Below are 19,320 nucleotides of genomic sequence, written 5' to 3' on the forward strand. Positions count from 1 at the left end.
TGGCGTCAGCAAGGCGGAATGGCGCATCGCGGGCGGCAAAAAACCGCCCGCACATGCAGTCCTCCAGTCGCGGATCAGGCCCCCGGAGCCGCCGAGGCTTGGGGCGCGGCGGTCTTTGGAGGTGCCGTACGCGCCGACGGCTTGTCCTGCTTTTTGGACCAACTTCCGTAATAGGCAACCGCGGTCAGGATTGCGACGCCGCCGATGGAGACGCCCAACTGCGCCCAGACGGTGCCCCAGCTCAGCATCAGGATAAAGTGCGCGACAAACGACAGGAAGATACCGACGCAGAACACCTGCAGCGATTGCTGTCCGCACTTGATCACGGGTTCGAGCCACTTCGATTCGAGTAAACTCCAGTCCTTGGGCACGAAGCGGGTGATGAAGAACGCGATCACCACGAAATGGAGAACGCGATACGGCGCAAGGAACGTCTTGTCGTTCGGATTGAAGGCGTCATAGAGCCACTTCGGAAACAGCGCGCCGAAGGATTCAAAACGACCCGCCATCGTCATGATCATCGCGAAGATGAGATAGATCGTGCCCGCGATCAGCAGCCATTGCGACTTGATCACCGAGCGGGACTCGTTGGCTCCGCCGAGCGCGAACCAGGCGCCGAACACGAACAGCAACTGCCAGGTATAGGGATTGAAGTACCAGGAGCCGGTCGGATAGGCCGAGAAATTCCAGCCGAACTGGCGGGCTGCGAAATACAGCACCAGTGAAGCGATCATCACCATGTCGGGCTTGCGCAGCATCAGCCACAGCACCGGCGGGAAGAAGCCCATCAGGATGATGTAGAGCGGCAGCACGTCCAGATTGACCGGCTTGAAGCGCAGCAAAAGCCCCTGATCGAGCGTCTGGATCGGGTTCTCGATCAGGCCGGCGACGTTGAACTCGTTGAGGATGTCCGGATCAGCGTAACGCAGCGCGACCCAGCCGATCGCCGCGATATAAATCACGAACAGAATGACGTGCGCGACATAGAGTTGCCAGACGCGCTTCCACAGCCGTGTCGAACCGACGATAAAGCCGCGATCGAGCATCATCTTGGCGTACACGAACGACGCCGTGTAGCCCGAAATGAACACGAACAGGTCGGCCGCGTCGCTGAAACCGTAGTTCCGCGGGGTGACCCAGTTGATGACGTTGTTGGGAATGTGGTCGAGAAAAATCCACCAGTTGGCGATACCGCGGAAGAAATCGAGCCGGAGATCTCGGCCTTTTTCTGGGAGTGTTGCCTGAATTTCCATGGGTACCGTTTCGTGATGCGATCGAACTAAAATAACTTGAGCGGCGGCTATCCGGACCCAAGCGGTCCGGCGTTGTCACCGCGTTTTGGACAGACTATACCAGAACCCACCGTAGAAAAGTCTCCTTCGGGGCATGCTCAACATCTTGATCTTGGCCGGCCACCGAATCGCACGCTTTTTACCTATCTGATCGATGCCACAGCGAGCAGGCCAGGACCCCGAATCCATGACAGCCAGAATATTCAAACCTGCCAAGAATGCGATGCAGTCCGGGTCCGCCAAGACCAAGGCGTGGCAGCTCGACTATGAGCCCGAACAGCCGCGTGTGATCGAGCCGCTGATGGGATGGACCAGCTCCACCGACATGAAGCAGCAACTGACCCTTCATTTCGACACCAGGGAAGAGGCGGTTGCCTATTGCGAGCGGGAAGGCATCCCGTACCAGGTGCTTGAGCCGAAGGAATTGCAGCCGCGCGTGAAGGCCTATGCGGACAACTTCGCATTCCGCCGCGTCGAGCCCTGGACGCACTGAGCCCGCAGCGGGTCTTGTCCCATTTGTTCTGCGGGAGGCGCGCCACCGGCCGGGCGCGCGCGGCTTTACATCCAGACCCGCAAGCCGTTGCTTGTGAAATGCCCCAACAAATGTCGGGGACATGACATTTCAGATGATCGCTTTGCCCTATTGAGGGCGTCTGACCCGGCGCAAGTCTCTCCAATATCGTCGCAAAAGTTGTGGTTGCATTCAGCCGCCAAGCAGTGACACCTTGCGGGTCGAAGCCGTCCGGAATGGACGGAAGCAAGCAAGATCAAAACGTTACGCGGCGGGAAACAATGGGACTTCGTTCCGGACTCGATCCCAAATCGTCCGATTTCACGCGCAATGCGGAAGCTATGCGTACTCTGGTCGCTGACCTGCGGGACAAGCTTTCGCAAGTCGCAGGCGGGGGCGGTGAAGCGTCCCGCGCCAAGCACTCGGCACGCGGCAAGATGCTGGCGCGTGACCGCGTCGACCTTCTGATCGATCCCGGCACCGCGTTTCTGGAATTCTCGCCGATGGCCGCCTACGGTCTCTACGGCGGCGCGGTGCATTCGGCCAGCATCGTCACCGGCATCGGCCGCGTCTCGGGCCGCGAATGCGTCATCGTCGCCAACGACGCGACGATCAGCGGCGGCACCTATTACCCGATGACGGTGAAGAAGCATCTGCGTGCGCAGGACATCGCCCGTCAGAACAACCTGCCGTGCATCTACATGGTGGATTCCGGTGGAGCGTTTCTGCCGCAGCAGGACGAAATCTTCCCGGACGAGAAGCACTTCGGGCGTATTTTCTACAATCAGGCCAACATGTCGGCGCAGGGCATTCCGCAGATCGCCATTGTGATGGGGTCGTGCACCGCCGGCGGCGCGTATGTGCCTGCCATGTCGGATGAGAGCATCATCGTTCGTAATCAGGGCACGATCTTCCTTGGCGGCCCGCCGCTGGTGAAGGCCGCGACCGGCGAAGTCGTGACGGCGGAAGAGCTCGGCGGCGCTGACGTTCACAGTCGCCAGTCCGGCGTGACCGATCACTATGCCCAAAACGACAGCCATGCCATCGGCATCGCCCGGCGCATTGTCGGCAATCTCAATCCTGCGAAATCCTCCGCTACCGGATTGCGCGAGCCGCGCGATCCGCTGTTCGAGCGTGAAGATATTTACGGTGTAGTGCCGGCCGACGCGCGCAAGCCGTTCGACGTGCGCGAGATCATCGCGCGGATCGTCGACGGCTCGGAGTTCGAAGAATTCAAGAAGCTGTACGGAACGACGCTGATCTGCGGTTTCGCACACATCTGGGGTTACCCGGTCGGCATCATCGCCAATAACGGCATCCTGTTCAGCGAGAGTTCGCTGAAGGGCGCGCACTTCATCGAACTGTGCTGCCAGCGCGGCATCCCGCTGCTGTTCCTGCAGAACATCACCGGCTTCATGGTCGGCAAGAAATACGAAGCCGGCGGCATCGCGCGCGACGGCGCAAAACTCGTGACGGCGGTTGCGACGGCGTCAGTGCCGAAGTTCACCGTGGTGATCGGCGGCTCCTACGGCGCCGGCAACTACGGCATGTGCGGCCGCGCCTATAGTCCGCGCTTCCTCTGGATGTGGCCCAATGCCCGGATCTCGGTGATGGGCGGCGAACAGGCGTCGATGGTGCTGAGCCAATTGCGCCGCGACAACATCGAGGCCAAGGGCGGAACGTGGTCGGCCAAGGAAGAAGACGCTTTCCGCAGCCCGATCCGCGAACAGTACGAAACGCAGGGCCATCCGTATTACGCCACCGCGCGACTGTGGGACGACGGCGTGATCGATCCCGCCGATACGCGCTTGGTGCTCGGCCTCGGACTATCGGCGGCCGCCAACGCTCCGATCGAGCCGCCGAAGTTCGGCGTGTTCAGAATGTGATGCAAGGCATAACGATGAGCGATCTTGTCCGCATCGAACGCGATCACGACGTGGCGCGCGTCACGTTGAACCGCCCTGAACTGAACAACGCCCTCAACAAGGCACTGATCGAGGAACTGCGTGCCGCGTTCGAGAGCATCGCCGCCGATCGCTCGATTGCGACGCTGCTGCTTGCGGGCGAGGGCAAGAGCCTCTGCGCCGGCGCCGACATCAACGCGATGCGCGAAGCGGGCACTTACTCGCGCGAGGAGAACATCAACGACGCGATGCCGCTGGTGCGGATGCTGTCCGCGCTCGACCGGATGCCCCAGACCACCATCGGCAGGGTGCAAGGACCGATTTACGGCGGCGGCGTCGGTGTAGTCGCCGCGTGCGACATTGCCATCGGAACATCGAGCGCGACGTTCTGCCTGTCCGAGGTTCGTCTCGGCATCGTACCGGGCATGATCAGCCCTTACGTTCTGCGCGCCATCGGCGAACGCACCGCGCGGCGTTACTTCCAGACCGCAGAAGTGTTCGATGCGAACGAAGCGATGCGGATCGGCCTGTTGCATGAAGTGGTCGCGCCAGAGGCGCTCGACGAGCGGATCGTTAAACTGCTCAAGCAATTGAAGTCCGCAGCGCCGGGAGCGCGCAGCATTGCCAAGAAGCTCGCCGGCGACATCGCCGGCCGTCCCATCGACGAAGCCCTGATGACCGAGACCGCGCAGTTGATCGCCGATGTGCGCGCCAAGCCAGAGGCCCGCGAAGGCCTTTCGGCATTTCTTGAAAAGCGCAAGGCGTCGTGGAGTTAAGCCGGTCATGGAGTCGCATGTGAACGCCAAAACCCCCTCTGCGCTGTATCGCCGCTTCAACACATTGCTGATCGCCAACCGCGGCGAAATCGCCTGCCGTGTGATCAAGACCGCACGCGCCATGGGGTTGCGAACGGTCGCGGTCTATTCCGAAGCCGACGCCGATGCGCTTCATGTCGCGATGGCCGACGATGCCGTCCTGCTGGGCCCGGCGCGGGCGCGCGACAGCTATCTCAATGTCGATCGCATTATCGAGGCTGCAAGGAAGACGGGGGCCGAAGCGATCCATCCCGGCTACGGCTTCCTGTCGGAGAATGCCGGGTTCGCACGCCGCTGCGCTGCCGAGGGCATTGTGTTCGTCGGTCCGACCGGCGAGATGATGGAAGCGATGGGGTCGAAGTCCGGCTCCAAGGCGCTGATGGAAAAGGCCGGCGTGCCGCTGGTGCCCGGCTATCACGGCGACGCGCAGGACGACGCGACCTTGGCGAAGGCAGCCGAGAAGGCGGGCTATCCGGTTCTGGTCAAAGCATCGGCGGGCGGCGGCGGGCGCGGCATGCGCATCGTCCGCAGCGCCGATGAACTGGCGGCGGCCATCGTCAGCGCCAAGCGCGAAGCGCTGGCGGCGTTCGGCGATGACAGGATGCTGATCGAGAAGTTCGTTCAGAACCCGCGCCACATCGAAGTACAGATCATCGGCGACAGCCACGGCAATCTGCTGTCGCTGTTCGAGCGCGAATGCACGCTTCAGCGCCGCCATCAGAAGGTGATCGAGGAAGCACCGTCGCCGACGCTCGACCCGGCGCAGCGCGAGGCTGTGTGTGCGGCAGCACGCAAGGCCGCAGCAGCGGTCAGCTATGTTGGAGCAGGAACCATCGAGTTTGTGTCCGACGGCCGCGACGTGTTCTTCATCGAAATGAACACCCGCCTTCAGGTCGAACATCCCGTGACCGAACTGATCACCGGCATCGATCTGGTCGAATGGCAGTTGCGGGTCGCGTTCGGCGAGAAGCTGCCGCTGGCGCAGGATCAGATCAGGCTCAACGGTCACGCCATCGAGGCGCGCGTCTACGCAGAAAATCCGAACAAGAATTTCATGCCGTCGGTCGGCCGCATCCGGACGTGGCATACGCCGGATGAAGTCGACGGTCTGCGCATCGACGCCGGTTACGGCGAGGGCAAGACAGTATCTCCGAACTACGACGCCATGCTGGCCAAGGTGATTGCATGGGCGCCGACGCGCGATCTCGCGATCTCCCGGCTCAATCGTGGACTGCAGGAGACCGACGTTCGCGGCATCGTCACCAATATCCCGTTCCTGTCGGCGCTGATCACGCATCCGGATGTCCGCGCCAACACCATTGACACCAGTTTCATCGAACGCGAGCTGGCGAAGCTGACGCCGGCCGAAGCCGAGCTGACCGACCTCGAACTCGCCGCTGCCATGGCTTCGATCCTGCGCAGCGAGGAAGTCGCCGCGGGCCGCGACGCGAACTCGCCGTGGCGGGCGTCGTCGGGATGGGCCGCTGTGGGCGCGCGCCATCGCCGGTTCCTGTTCCGGCAGGCAGGCGGCGAGCGCAAGGTGTCGCTCCGATACGGTCAGGGCCCCTCGACGCTGGCGATCGATGGAAAAATTCTGGCTTTTGCGAGTTCGGCGTCGCCGCGCGGCGGCATCGATGTCGTGCTCGACGGCGTCAAGCATCACGTCACGGGACTCCTCGACGGCCATGAGGTCTATGTCCGCACCCGCAACGGCCGGTTCGAAGTGCACTGGGTCGATCCGTTCGGCACCGAGGACGAGGAGCAGGCGGGTGCCGACCGCGTGGTTGCACCGCTGCCGGGCACCGTCGTGGCAATACTGGTCGAGGAGGGCGCGGAGGTCGAGAAGGGTGCTGCGATCCTGACGCTCGAAGTGATGAAGATGGAGCAGACGCTGCGCGCGCCGTTCGCGGGCACCGTGAAGCAGCTGAAGTGCAAGGTCGGCGACATCGTGCAGGAAGGCGTCGAACTCGCAGAGATCGAGCCCAAGGCTTAAGTTTAAAGGCGTAGGTTGATGAGCGATCAGGTCCACATTGTCGAAGTCGGCCCGCGCGACGGGCTGCAGAACGAAAAGACGCCGGTCACTGCCGAGGCGCGCATCGCGTTCATCGAGGACCTGATCAAGGCGGGCCTGCACACCATCGAAGTCGGAAGTTTTGTTTCGCCCAAGGCCATTCCGCAGATGGTCAATTCCGATCAGGTGCTGCGCGCAGTGAATCACCATCCCGGCAGCGAGTTTCATGTCCTCGTTCCCAATGAGAAGGGCTACGAGGGCGCGAAGGCGGCGGGCGCGAAAGTGATCGCGGTGTTCGCTTCTGCCTCGGAAGGTTTCTCGAAAGCCAACATCAACTGCACGGTCGCGGAATCGATCGAACGTTTCGCCCCTGTGATGGAGCGCGCCAGGGCCGACGGCATCAAGGTTCGCGGCTATGTGTCGTGCGTGCTCGGTTGTCCTTATGATGGCGAGGTGAAACCGTCAGCAGTTGTCTCCGTGACGAAGAAGCTGTGGGACCTTGGCTGCTACGAGGTTTCGCTGGGTGACACCATCGGTGTCGGCACGCCGGCGAAGGCGCGGCAGTTGCTGCGCGCGGTCGCTGCCGAAGTCCCGATGAAAAATCTCGGCATGCATTTCCACGACACCTACGGGCAGGCGCTCGCCAATCTGTATGCGGGTCTGGAAGAGGGTGCGCGCGTGATCGATTCCGCCGCAGGCGGTCTCGGCGGTTGCCCTTACGCACCGGGTGCGACAGGCAATGTTGCGACTGAAGATGTCGTCTACATGCTGGAAGGCATGGGCATCGCGACCGGTGTGGACATGAAGCAACTCGTTGCGGCCACCAACGGCATCGCCAGGCTGCTCGGCAAATCGCCTGTGAGCCGGGTGGCTTCGGCACTTAATGCCAAGGCACGCAACTAACCGATCCGCCTTCGTTAGCTGATTGTCTGCTCAAGTCGCGCGTGCGACCGGAGGTTGTTGCGCTGCACTGATCCGGGAATATTTTTCCCGGCGCGATGTAACGAAATCCGATCTCGCCCGAACATCCAGAAGCGGCACACGTCGCGCAACGCAACTGGATTCAGAGGACTGCTTCACATGGCACGCACCACCCATTTCGCGCTCGGCGCAGCGGCACTTCTTTCGCTTGGCCTGGCCTTCGCGCCGGCCGCTGTTGCTCAGGACAAGATGTCCAAGGACGGCATGAAGAAGGAAGACACCATGTCCAAGGACGGCATGAAGAAAGATACAATGTCGAAGGATGGAATGAAGAAAGACACGATGTCGAAGGACGGCATGAAAAAAGACGAGATGAAGAAGTAACTTCATCTCGCCTTTGCGTTTCTGCAGGCTCGCTCTCATCGGGCGGGCCTGTCGCATTTTGAAATCGTCGCGGGACGTATCCGCGGTGTTACTTCTTCGCCTTGCGAGCGGCGTAGCGCGCGTCGCGGGCGGCCTTCTGCTGAGCCTTCAGCTCAGCTTCTGCAGCCTCTTTCTCGGCCTGAAGGCGGCGCGCTTCCGCAGCCGCCTGGGCTGCGAGTTCAGCTTCGCGGGCAAGCTTTTCAACCCGGGCTGCCTCACGCTGCTTCTGGGCTTCGGCACGCGCGGCGGCTTGCGCCTGCCGCTCGGCAGCCTTTTTCAGCACAGCAGGATCGTCAGGCCCCGGCTTGGCCTTGAACTTTTCGACGATGTTCTTCCTGGCGTTCTGCGCGGCGGCCTGCCGGTCCGCAAAACTCGGCTCCTTAAAACCCATACGGTCGATGTCTTTCTGTTCAATGGTGTACTGGGCGGCTTGTAGCAGATTTCGAGCGCGCGCAATGAGCTAGGGAGCCGATCTGGAGGCTATTTTTGGAGCTAGAGGCCAAAGTTTCCCAAATAGGGGCTCAAATGGCCGAAAGGTGTTGCCCGTCAGCTACATCATCGCCGAACAGCTCCCCGTAATATGGTTCCATATTCGGTATGTATTTTTCTTATGGGGTTTAAATGAAGAAGCTTTTGATCGCTGCTGCGGTTGCAGTTCTTGGTGCAACCAGCGCGCAAGCTGCCGATATAGCGGCGCGGCCTTTCACCAAAACTCCTGCCTCCAGTTGGTCCGGATTCTATGTCGGCGGGAATCTGGGAGCCTCCTTTAGTGACGCGAAGCCGTCCAATAGCATCGCCTGCGGCGCAGCAGGTGTGGCTGATTACATCTGCAGCACTGGTGATCCAGCGTCGCTAGCCAACGCACCTGCTGTCGTCAATTCGCTAGTGGGATCCAGCTCAAACTCCAACGTCATTGGCGGCGTGCACGCCGGTTACAATCAGCAGGCCGGCCTCATTGTCTATGGCGGCGAGATCGACGTTGGCTATTTTAACTTTGGGACCAGCCAGTTAGGTCGGGGTGTTTATCCCGAATCCGGCGGCGGCGGCGCTGGATTAGCTGGCGACAGCTTCGTAGCAGCGACCTCGGTGTCGAGCGACGTTCTGGCCACGCTGCGTGGTCGCCTCGGGTATCTGATTTCGCCAAATCTGCTGGGTTACGCCACCGGCGGCCTGGCCATCGGCCGGGTGAAAACTGCCAACAGTTTCGTCGATAGCCACACCGACGGCAATCCGTTTAGTGGAAATGGATTCGGTGAGAGGACCGAAACGAAGGTTGGCTGGACCGTCGGCGCTGGTCTTGAATACGCCTTCGCGCGGAACTGGAGCATGCGTGCCGAATACATGTATCTCGACCTCGGCAGCTCCAGTGTGAATACGCTCATCACCAACCAGAACCACGGCGGCGAACAAACGCCCTTCAATACCTCCGTGGACCTGACGGCCCATCTCGTTCGCGCTGGCGTCAGCTACAAGTTTCAGTGAGGCGAGCGGCTAGCACCGCAGCTACTCAAGGATTGATGGATCTAAACAAAAGCCCGGCCTCGCGCCGGGCTTTTTGCTTTTGTAATGTAACTTCACAGGCTGGCCGCCCCACATCAACACCTTAGCTGCCGGGCGGTGGCGAACAGGGCATCCACAACTCAGCTTGCCTCGCTTTTCAGCAAGTGGTGACAACTGGCACTCATCACTGGTGGAACCGGCGACGGTTCTCAGGGGTTCAGGTCATCAGTGGTCAAGACGAAGCCCTGGTCGGAATGTTCTTCGCGCTGCATCTTCGCGATAGCGAGATATTCGATCTCGGCTCGGTGCTTCACAAAAATAGCAATGAGTTGTCCGTGATTGAGGTGTTCTTTGTCCGCACGCTCTCGATTCAAGAGGGCAGCCTCAGTTATTCGGCACCTTTCGGTATTCCCGCCGTACCGCACAACGAAGTCGACGTAATCGCCGCTAACGACAGCCATGAGGGTGACCCTCCGCTACCTCCAATCTCAACAGATAGCCGGCTGATAAGTTCCGGTTAGGCGAGGACACCCCTTGGGCGTTTCAGCGGTTCAAATCCTCAGTGGTCAGGATAATACCGAGCAGAGAAACATGGCCGCTCTCCAGCTTCACAACCGCAATACGCTCAATTTCAGCCCGGTGCTTTTCAAACATGGCGAGAAGCTGGTCGTGGCTCGTGTCTTTCTTGCGAACGCCCTCCTTGTTCGTGAGGGCAATATCAGACACTCGGCATTTTTGCATTTTGCCGCCGAATTCCACAAGGAAATGCACGCAATCGCCGATAACGACAGCCATTGGCTTGATCCTCGGATATCTGCGATCTTTACAAGTGGCGGCTGGTCGGCCCCGCACAAGCGAGTGCGGCATCATGGCTGAAACCTCCTCAATGGCGCCGACACGGTAAATCACCAGGGAAGGGCGGCGTGAGATCAGTTCTCCAAATCGAACTGCTTCCCAAGATGGTCGCCTATCTGGACGATGCGCGCGACGCACTCGCCGTAACCAACGGAGGACTTGGTGGCGTCGTCAGCGGTTGTCCGAAACTCCCAGGAATCACCAGCCGGGATCACAGAGACGCTTATGCCGTCGGGACAATCGGCGTAGTGGTTCATTTCTTCCTTGAGGAGGGCAAGGAGAGCTGCCGAGGTCTTTGTGGGTTTGCTCATGGGTCACTCACCTTCTGGCGGTGGTGGATCGAGACTAACACGAGATGTGAAACCATCGGAGGCACAGCTTGAGCCTCATATACGCAATCGCTGACCTGCACGGCCGGATGGATATGTTGTTGAAATCTTATGAGCAGATCGCGGTCCGCGCGAACGGCGCCCCGGGCGCGATCATCCACCTTGGCGATTATATAGATCGCGGGCCCGACAGTCGGCAGATCATCGAATTTCTGATGAGCCCTGCAACATTGCCGCCCGGTTGGAGGCGCATCGTGCTCAAGGGCAATCACGAAGACATGATGGTAGAAACGCTCCGCAAGCCGCTTCACCCGGGCTGGTGGATCGGCAATGGGGGGGCGGCGACGCTCATTTCTTACGGCCACCTACGGGACGGCGACTACGATCCCGGCGTCATCCCGACCGCGCATCTGGATTGGATCGACAGGTTGCCGCTTATGCACGTCGATAAACACCGCGTGTTTGTTCATGCCGGTGTCGATCCGGCAATCCCGCTCGATGAGCAGAAAGAGCAGGTCTTGCTCTGGTGGCTGTATCCCGATCGCACAGACATCGGTCACGGTGATCGCCACGTCGTGCATGGTCACCATCAGTTCGCAGATGGGCCGAAGTGCTTTCACCATCGCACCAACCTTGACACCTTCGCCTGGTACACGGGGCGGCTTGTTGTCGGCGTGTTCGATGATGATGTTGCAGGCGGCCCGGTTGATTTCATCGAAATCCTCTGCGCTCCAGCGCAGACGCCGTAGGGACGCGCAACGCTGACCGGAAACACGCGGCCGCCAGAGCAGGGAGGCTCATTTCAGGAACAGAAAGTGGCTCACCGAACTGCCCAGTGAGCCAAACGGCGACTAAACATCTGAAAGGAAACAGGTCTCATGGATAGATGGCGATCCCAGCAGGATTCGAACCTGCAACCCACGGAGTAGAAATCCGTTACTCTATCCAGTTGAGCTATGGGACCGTTGGCCCTCTCATATCACCCGGATCGTGAAAAATCCGCCACCCTGCGGTGAAATTTCTGAACCGTTCCACGCGTCCGGCCGACAAACCTGCGGGGTTTGCCCGAGGGTCCGCATTGTCTTCGGCATCCCCCGGCCTAAAGTCATGCTGCCGCCGGGTCAATGGCTTGACGCGCCGTCTCGCGCCCGTCGATGCGCGACCGTCGCGCAGAATCTTTCGACCCGATATCGGTACGACCATGAGTCCGTCACGATTCGCGCATTTTCTACATTTCAAGGCGACTTTTGCTCACCGTCGCCGGCAGGGAGTTTCACCATGATTGGTCTGGTTCGCGCCATTTCGGTTTGCGCCGCGCTGGCGCTTGGCCTCGTCACGGCCCAGGCGGCCGACAAGGCCTTCAAGCGGGACGATCTGGCTGACTCCGCGATCCGGCTCGAGGCCCAGATCAAGACCGAGGCCGGGATCATCAACAAGACCGCGGCGACGCTGAAGTCCGATACCGACGCCGCCTTCAAGCGCAACGATCTGCGCGGCGCGCTGGTCCTGCTGGGACAGACGGCCGCTGTTGCCCCCGAGGACAGCGGCAACTGGCTGCGGCTGGCCAAAACCGTGTTCCAGATCCGCCCCTCGGATAACCGCGAGCGAACCTTCTTCCACGAGCGCGCATCGACCGCAGCCTACATTGCCTATCAGCGCGCGGCGAATGCGAGCGAGGAGGCCGACGCGCTGGCTGTGTTGGGGAACGCCTTGGCTGAACGCAAGCTCTGGCGCCCGGCGCTCGATGCGCTGCGGCTGTCGCTCGATCAGAAGGAGGTCGCGGACGTCCGCGGCCAGTATGAAAAGCTGCGTGATGAAAAGGGCTTCCGGCTGCTGGATTACAGCGTGGATTCGGATTCGGCGTCGCCACGCGCCTGCTTCCAGTTCTCGGAAGACCTCGCCAAGCGGGTGGACTTCAATCCGTTCGTGGCGCTGGCCGGCACCGACAGCCCGGCGCTCACCTCCGAAGCGAAGCAGCTTTGCGTCGAGGGTCTCAAGCACGGCGAGCGCTACACCATCAACCTGCGCGCCGGCATGCCGTCCACCGTCAAGGAAACCCTGCCGAAGTCTGCCGAGTTCAACATCTATGTCCGCGACCGCAAGCCGTTCGTGCGCTTCACCGGCCGCGCCTATGTGCTGCCGCGCACCGGCCAGCGCGGCATCCCGCTGGTCAGCGTCAACACGCCGTCGGTGTCGGTGAACATCTTCCGGATCGGCGATCGCAACCTGATCAACTCGGTGCTGGGCAGCGACTTCCAGCGCAGCCTGTCGAGCTATGAACTGTCCGACCTCGGCAACGAGAAGGGTGTCAAGGTCTGGACCGGCGAGGTTGCCACCGCACAGACGCTGAACGCCGACGTGGTCACCGCTTTCCCGGTCGATCAGGCCGTGGGCGAAATGCAGCCCGGCGTCTACGTGATGACGGCTGCGGCCAAGGGGCCGGGCTCGTCCGGCGATGACGATTCCGGTCAGTTGGCGACACAGTGGTTCATCGTCTCAGACATGGGCCTGACCGCTTATTCCGGCAATGACGGCGTCCACGTGTTCGTCAACTCGCTGGCGACTACCCAGCCGACCTCCGGTGCGGAAGTCCGGCTGGTGTCCCGCAGCAATGAAGTGCTGGCCACCCGCAAGACCGACAGCGCCGGCCACGTGCTGTTCGAGGCCGGGCTCGCGCGCGGCGAGGGCGGGTTGTCGCCGGCGCTGCTCTCGGTCTCGGGCGATAAGGGCGACTATGCCTTCCTGAGCCTCAAATCCAATGCGTTCGATCTGTCCGATCGCGGTGTCTCGGGACGCGCGGTGCCTGCGGGACCGGATGCGTTCGTCTATGCCGAACGTGGCGTCTACCGCTCCGGCGAGACGGTGTACCTCACCGCGCTGCTGCGTGACGGCAAGGGCAATGGCGTGACCGGCACGCCGCTGACGCTGGTGGTCGAGCGTCCGGACGGCGTGGAATTCCGCCGGTCCGTCGTGCCGGATCAGGGCGCGGGCGGCCGCAGTCTCACCTTGCCGCTGAATTCGGCGGTCCCGACTGGGACCTGGAGGGTCCGGGCCTTCACCGATCCGAAGGCGCCGTCGGTGGGCGAAACCACCTTCATGGTCGAGGATTATGTCGCGGATCGCATCGAATTCTCGTTAAATTCCAAAGCAAAGCAGATCACTGCGGAACTTCCTGCAGAACTTGAAGTCGATGGCCGTTTCCTCTACGGCGCCCCCGCGTCCGGTCTTGCCCTTGAAGGCGACATGCTGGTTGCTCCGGCGTCGGATCGTCCGGGCTTTGCAGGCTACAAGTTCGGCGTCGCCGACGAGGAAACCTCGAGCAACGAGCGCACACCGCTGGAAAACCTTCCGGAGGCCGACGCCAACGGCAAGGCGACCTTCAAGGTCAGCCTGCCCAAGCCACCGTCTTCCACGCGTCCGCAGGAAGCGCAGATATTCGTCCGCATGGTGGAAACCGGCGGCCGCGCGGTCGAGCGCAAGCTGACGATTCCGGTCGCGCCGAACGATGCGATGATCGGTGTGAAGCCGCTGTTCGCTGACAAGAATGTCGCCGAGGGCGACCCTGCCAATTTCGACGTGGTGTTTGCAGCGCCCGACGGCAAATCGCTGGCGCGCAGCGGGCTGCGTTACGAATTGCTGAAAATGGAGTCGCGCTATCAGTGGTACCGGCAGGGCTCATCCTGGGGTTACGAGCCGGTGAAATCCACAAAGCGCGTGGCCGACGGCGACGTGACGATTGCCGCCGACAAGCCCGCGCGCATCACAGTCGCGCCGCAGCCCGGCCGCTATCGCCTCGACGTGAAGACCACCGAGGCCGATGGACCGCTGACATCGGTGCAGTTCGATGTCGGCTGGTATTCCGACGGCAGCGCCGATACGCCGGACCTTTTGGAGACCTCCATCGACAAGCCGGAATACAAGTCGGGCGATACGATGGTGGTATCCATCAACGCGCGGGCTGCAGGCAAGCTGACCATCAACGTGCTCGGCGACCGGCTGCTGACGACGCAATCCACCGACGTCAAGGAAGGTGCTAACAAGGTCAACATTGCCGTCGGCAAGGACTGGGGCACCGGCGCCTATGTTGTAGCCACGCTGCGCCGTCCGCTCGATGCCGCCGCCCAGCGCATGCCGGGACGCGCCATCGGACTGAAATGGTTCGGGATCGACAAGGCCGACCGCACGCTGAAAGTCAGCCTCACGCCGCCTGCGCTGGTGCGTCCGGGAACGACGCTCAAGCTGCCGGTGAAGGTCGAAGGCCTCAGCCGCGGCGAAGACGCCAAGATCGTGGTGGCCGCGGTCGATGTCGGCATTCTCAACCTGACCAACTACAAGCCGCCCGCACCGGATGACTATTATCTCGGCCAGCGCCGCATGACGTCCGAAATCCGCGACCTCTATGGGCAGTTGATCGATGGCATGCAGGGCACGCGCGGCCAGATCCGCACCGGCGGTGACGGTGCAGGCGCCGAGCTGCAAGGCAGCCCTCCGACGCAGAAGCCGCTGGCGCTCTATTCGGGCATCGTTACGGTCGGCGCCAACGGCACGGCGGAAGTCTCATTCGAGATTCCGGAGTTCGCCGGCACCGCGCGCATCATGGCCGTGGCCTGGACCGCCACCAAGGTCGGGCGCGCCAACACCGACGTCACGGTGCGCGATCCGGTTGTGCTGACCGCAACGCTGCCGCGCTTTCTGCTGAGCGGCGATCGCGGCACCATGAACCTCGATCTGGATAACGTGGAGGGTGCTGCCGGCGACTACGTCATCAGCGTCAAGACATCCGGCCCGGTGAAGCTCACCGGCAATCCGGCGACCACCGTGCGGCTCGCTGCCAAACAGCGCAGCTCCGTCGCGCTCGCCATTGACGCTGCAGGCGGTGCGGGGCAGGCGCAACTCAATGTCGAGATCAAGGGACCGAATGGTCTGACGCTGGCGCGTAACTACGCGCTCGACGTGAAGGCGGCGACGCAGATACTTGCGCGGCGTTCGGTGCGCACTTTGGCCAAGGGTGAGAGCCTGACGCTGACCTCCGATATGTTCACCGACCTCGTGCAGGGGACCGGCGGCGTGCAACTGTCGGTCGGTCTGTCGACGGCGCTCGATGCGGCGACGATCCTGAAGGCGCTGGACCGGTATCCGTTCGGATGTTCCGAACAGATCACCAGCCGCGCGATGCCGCTGCTGTATGTCAACGATCTCGCGGCGGAGAACCATCTGGCGCTGGACACCGCCGTCGATCAGCGCATCAAGGACGCCATCGACAAGCTGCTCGCACGCCAGGGCTCGAACGGTTCGTTCGGCCTGTGGTCGTCCGGCGGCGACGATGCCTGGCTCGATGCCTACGTCACCGACTTCCTGACGCGCGCGCGCGAAAAGGGATTCTCCGTGCCGGACGTGCTGTTCAGGACGGCGCTGGATCGCATCCGCAATTCCGTCGTCAACGCCGATGAGCCGGAGAAGGATGGCGGCCGCGATCTCGCCTACGGCCTCTATGTGCTGGCGAAGAACGGCACCGCGCCGATCGGCGACCTGCGCTATCTCGCGGACACCAAGCTGAACAATATCGCCACGCCTATTGCCAAGGCCCAGCTTGCTGCAGCACTGGCATTGGTCGGCGACCGCGCCCGCGCGGAACGCGTCTATTCGGCGGCGGTGAACAGCCTTGCTCCGAAACCGACGCTGGAGTTCGGCCGCAGCGACTACGGCTCGTCGCTGCGCGATGCGGCAGCATTGGTCTCGCTCGCCAGCGAAGGCAGCGCACCCCGCGCGACGCTTACGCTCGCCGTCGAACGGGTCGAAGCCGCGCGCGGCCTGACGCCGTACACCTCGACGCAGGAGAATGCGTGGCTGGTTCTGGCCTCGCGGGCGCTTGCGAAGGAGGCCAACAGTCTGGCGGTTTCCGTCAACGGCGAGGTCGCCAAGAACGCGGTCTACCGTAACTATCGAAGCGCCGATGTGGTCGCAAAGCCGGTCACCATTACCAATACCGGCGACACGCCGGTGCAGGCGGTTGTCTCGGTCACCGGTGCACCGATCACGCCGGAGCCTGCGGCGTCGAACGGTTTCAAGATCGAGCGCAATTACTTCACGCTCGACGGCAAGCCCGCCGATGTCTCGAAGGCGAAGCAGAATGATCGCTTCGCTGTCGTGCTAAAGGTCACCGAGGAAAAGCCGACGTTCGGTCAGATCATGGTGGTCGATTATCTGCCCGCCGGTCTGGAGATCGACAATCCGAAGCTGGTGTCGTCGGGTGACTCGGGCACGCTCGACTGGATCGAGGATGGTGAAGACCCGCAGAACACGGAATTCCGGGATGATCGCTTCAGTGCCGCCATCGAGCGTGCGAGCGACGACACCGCCGTGTTCACGGTCGCCTACATCGTGCGTGCGGTCTCGCCCGGTAAGTACGTGCTGCCGCAGGCCTATGTCGAGGACATGTACAATCCCTCGCGTTACGGCCGCACCGGCACCGGAACAGTCGAGGTGACGAAGGCGAAATGAGCACGTCAGTCGACGATAACGCTCCCTCATCACGTGCGGTCTTTCCGCCGTCATTGCGAGGAGCGAAGCGACGAAGCAATCCAGCTCTTTGGGTTGCTCGTTTGGCTGGATTGCTTCGCTTCGCTCGCAATGACGGAGCGAAAAGCGAGCGTCGTGTGCTGCGGCGGTTTGCAATCACGGCCGCAGCAACCGTCGCGTCTTGCATGATCGCAGGCACGATTTGGATCGCGTCGCTGCCACCGCTGCCGTTCGAGGATGCGCGGAAGGTCTCGACCACGATCCTCGATCGTAACGGCAAGCTGCTGCGTGCGTTCGCGATGGCCGACGGGCGATGGCGGTTGCCGGCCCACGCGAAGGACGTCGATCCGGGTTATCTCAACCTGCTGCTGAACTACGAAGACAAGCGTTTCAGGTCGCACATCGGCGTCGATCCGCTGGCGATGGGACGTGCCTCGTTCCAGCTCGTCACGCGCGGGCACATCGTATCCGGCGGCTCGACCATTACCATGCAGGTGGCGCGGCTGATGGAGCCGCGACAGGAGCGCTCGGTCGCCGCCAAACTTCGCCAGATGGTGCGCGCCGTGCAGCTTGAGCGGAATCTGACCAAGGATCAGATTCTCGATCTGTATCTGACGCTCGCGCCATTCGGCGGCAATCTCGAAGGCGTGCGCGCGGCGTCGTTCGCCTACTTCGGCAAGGAGCCGAAGCGGTTGTCGCTCGCTGAATCAGCGTTGCTGGTGGCGCTGCCGCAGTCGCCCGAAACACGGCGGCTCGACCGTCATCCCGATTTGGCGCGGATCGCGCGCGATCGCGTGCTGTCGCGCATGGTGGAACATCGACACGTCTCCGCCGACGACGCAACTCAGGCGAAACGTGAGATCGTGCCGCGCCTGCGCAAGCCGATGCCGCTGCTCGCGCCGCATTCGACCGATCAGTCGCTCGCGATCATGAAAGATGCAACGCGAATTCAACTCACGCTGGATTCCAATATTCAAAGTGCGCTGGAGTCGCTGGCGAAGGATCGCGCCTTTGCACTGGGGCCTGATGTGTCGGTCGGCATTCTCGCGGTCGATAACGAGACCGGGGACGTGCTGGCGCATGTCGGATCGTCCGATTACTTCGATACGCGGCGGGCGGGGCAGGTGGACATGACGCGGGCAGTGCGCTCGCCCGGCTCAACACTGAAGCCCTTCATCTACGGCCTCGCTTTCGAGGACGGCTTTGTGCATCCCGAAAGCCTGATCGAGGATCGGCCGATCCGTTACGGCAGTTACGCGCCGGAAAATTTCGACATGACGTTTCAGGGTACCGTCACCGTGCGCAAGGCCTTGCAGATGTCGCTCAACGTGCCGGCGATCGCCTTGCTCGACCGGATCGGTTCGAACCGGCTCACGGCGCGGATCAAACAGGCGGGCGCGAACCTGATCCTGCCCAAGGACGAAACGCCCGGCCTTGCGATGGGGCTTGGCGGCGTTGGCATCACTCTCAACGATCTCGTCCGGCTTTATGCGGGACTGGCCCGGTCCGGCGACACGGTCACCCTGCGGGAGATCGTGCGTCCGGACGACAAGGACGAGCCGGAGACCCGACGGCTGCTCGATCCGTCTGCGGCATGGCTGATCGGCAACGTCCTGATGGGAACGCCGCCGCCGGACAATGCCCCCCGCAACCGGCTCGCGTTCAAAACGGGCACCAGCTACGGCTACCGCGATGCCTGGTCGGTCGGCTTCGACGGCCGGATGACCATCGGGGTCTGGGTCGGCCGCCCGGATGGCGCGCCGGTTCCGGGGCTCATCGGTCGGACCGCCGCAGCGCCGATCCTGTTCGATGCCTTTGCACGGACCGGCAAGCTTCCCATGGCGCTGCCGAAGGCCCCGAAGGGAACGCTGATGGCGAGCAATGCCAAGCTGCCGTTGCCGCTGCGGCGGTTCAGGGCGTCCGGGGAGTTCGTCCGGACCGGGAGCGAACAGGCGCTGCGCATCCAGTTTCCGCTCAATGGCTCGCGGATCGACGCCTATGGCGGCGGGGAGGCGAGCCAGTCGGCGATGCCGGTCAAGGTCGCAGGCGGGGTGCTGCCCCTGACGATGATGGTTAACGGAGTAGCCGTCGGACATATCGACAGCCGGCGTCAGAAACTGGTCGATCCGCCGGGTCCGGGCTTCGTTCGGCTGACGGTGATGGATGCGACTGGCGCGGCGGACACAGTTGTCGTGAGAATTCAGTAGAACCGGCCCAAGCTGTTGTCCGGGTGTCGGTTT

The 19,320-nt window shown here is 62.2% G+C and carries 15 protein-coding genes and 1 tRNA gene; 10 read left to right on the forward strand and 6 right to left on the reverse strand.

All coding sequences use genetic code 11. From position 1 onward, the window contains the following. Window positions 1-74 precede the first annotated feature (74 nt). Window positions 75-1,253, reverse strand: coding sequence for an OpgC domain-containing protein (locus YH63_RS18275; protein WP_046826375.1), 1,179 nt, complete (start codon window positions 1,251-1,253; stop codon window positions 75-77). Between the two features lie 226 nt (window positions 1,254-1,479). Here YH63_RS18275 and YH63_RS18280 point away from each other — a divergent pair, with 226 nt between their 5' ends. The 6 genes from YH63_RS18280 (at window position 1,480) to YH63_RS18305 (ending at window position 7,838) form a co-directional block, all read left to right on the forward strand. Then, entirely contained in the window at window positions 1,480-1,785 is a 306-nt protein-coding gene (locus tag YH63_RS18280; protein WP_046826374.1) for an ETC complex I subunit, read from the forward strand. Window positions 1,786-2,084: 299 nt separating this feature from the next. Beyond that, window positions 2,085-3,689, forward strand: coding sequence for a carboxyl transferase domain-containing protein (locus YH63_RS18285; RefSeq protein ID WP_046826373.1), 1,605 nt, complete (start codon window positions 2,085-2,087; stop codon window positions 3,687-3,689). Window positions 3,690-3,703: 14 nt separating this feature from the next. Then, on the forward strand, window positions 3,704-4,483 hold the full coding sequence (locus YH63_RS18290; RefSeq protein ID WP_046826372.1) for an enoyl-CoA hydratase/isomerase family protein: 780 nt from the start codon (window positions 3,704-3,706) through the stop codon (window positions 4,481-4,483). Window positions 4,484-4,490: 7 nt separating this feature from the next. Beyond that, the gene (locus YH63_RS18295; protein ID WP_046826371.1) at window positions 4,491-6,515 is read left to right on the forward strand and encodes an acetyl/propionyl/methylcrotonyl-CoA carboxylase subunit alpha; all 2,025 of its coding nucleotides are present in this window, start codon (window positions 4,491-4,493) and stop codon (window positions 6,513-6,515) included. An 18-nt stretch (window positions 6,516-6,533) separates the two neighbouring features. Beyond that, a complete protein-coding gene (locus tag YH63_RS18300) occupies window positions 6,534-7,436 on the forward strand; it encodes a hydroxymethylglutaryl-CoA lyase (RefSeq protein ID WP_137325242.1) in 903 nt (300 codons plus the stop codon). Window positions 7,437-7,613: 177 nt separating this feature from the next. Continuing rightward, a complete protein-coding gene (locus tag YH63_RS18305) occupies window positions 7,614-7,838 on the forward strand; it encodes a pentapeptide MXKDX repeat protein (RefSeq protein ID WP_046826369.1) in 225 nt (74 codons plus the stop codon). Window positions 7,839-7,926: 88 nt separating this feature from the next. Here YH63_RS18305 and YH63_RS18310 read toward each other — a convergent pair whose 3' ends face one another. Continuing rightward, complete coding sequence (locus YH63_RS18310) at window positions 7,927-8,268, reverse strand: DUF6481 family protein (protein ID WP_019197182.1); 342 nt, start codon at window positions 8,266-8,268, stop codon at window positions 7,927-7,929. 230 nt (window positions 8,269-8,498) lie between these two features. Here YH63_RS18310 and YH63_RS18315 point away from each other — a divergent pair, with 230 nt between their 5' ends. Then, window positions 8,499-9,359, forward strand: a complete 861-nt coding sequence (locus YH63_RS18315) for an outer membrane protein (RefSeq protein WP_046826368.1) — start codon at window positions 8,499-8,501, stop codon at window positions 9,357-9,359. Window positions 9,360-9,586: 227 nt separating this feature from the next. On the opposite strand, the gene YH63_RS18320 is transcribed toward YH63_RS18315, so the two are convergent. From YH63_RS18320 to YH63_RS18330, 3 genes are all read right to left on the reverse strand, one after another. Continuing rightward, window positions 9,587-9,838, reverse strand: a complete 252-nt coding sequence (locus YH63_RS18320; protein ID WP_046826367.1) for a DUF1488 family protein — start codon at window positions 9,836-9,838, stop codon at window positions 9,587-9,589. A gap of 82 nt (window positions 9,839-9,920) precedes the next feature. Continuing rightward, on the reverse strand, window positions 9,921-10,172 hold the full coding sequence (locus YH63_RS18325; protein WP_046826366.1) for a DUF1488 family protein: 252 nt from the start codon (window positions 10,170-10,172) through the stop codon (window positions 9,921-9,923). Between the two features lie 134 nt (window positions 10,173-10,306). After that, window positions 10,307-10,543, reverse strand: coding sequence for a hypothetical protein (locus YH63_RS18330; RefSeq protein ID WP_046826365.1), 237 nt, complete (start codon window positions 10,541-10,543; stop codon window positions 10,307-10,309). Window positions 10,544-10,611: 68 nt separating this feature from the next. Here YH63_RS18330 and YH63_RS18335 point away from each other — a divergent pair, with 68 nt between their 5' ends. After that, the gene (locus tag YH63_RS18335) at window positions 10,612-11,310 is read left to right on the forward strand and encodes a metallophosphoesterase (RefSeq protein WP_083992523.1); all 699 of its coding nucleotides are present in this window, start codon (window positions 10,612-10,614) and stop codon (window positions 11,308-11,310) included. Between the two features lie 138 nt (window positions 11,311-11,448). On the opposite strand, the gene YH63_RS18340 is transcribed toward YH63_RS18335, so the two are convergent. Next, window positions 11,449-11,525, reverse strand: a tRNA-Arg gene (locus YH63_RS18340). 314 nt (window positions 11,526-11,839) lie between these two features. Here YH63_RS18340 and YH63_RS18345 point away from each other — a divergent pair. Together YH63_RS18345 and pbpC are read left to right on the forward strand one after the other, a co-directional pair. After that, the gene (locus YH63_RS18345) at window positions 11,840-17,062 is read left to right on the forward strand and encodes an alpha-2-macroglobulin family protein (RefSeq protein WP_046826363.1); all 5,223 of its coding nucleotides are present in this window, start codon (window positions 11,840-11,842) and stop codon (window positions 17,060-17,062) included. Then, the gene (gene pbpC / locus YH63_RS18350) at window positions 17,059-19,287 is read left to right on the forward strand and encodes a penicillin-binding protein 1C (RefSeq protein WP_433995101.1); all 2,229 of its coding nucleotides are present in this window, start codon (window positions 17,059-17,061) and stop codon (window positions 19,285-19,287) included. The genes YH63_RS18345 and pbpC overlap by 4 nt, the downstream gene beginning before the upstream one ends. The last annotated feature ends 33 nt before the right edge of the window (window positions 19,288-19,320 follow it).

The organism is Afipia massiliensis (genome assembly GCF_001006325.2).
GTDB classification, from domain to species: domain Bacteria; phylum Pseudomonadota; class Alphaproteobacteria; order Rhizobiales; family Xanthobacteraceae; genus Afipia; species Afipia massiliensis_A.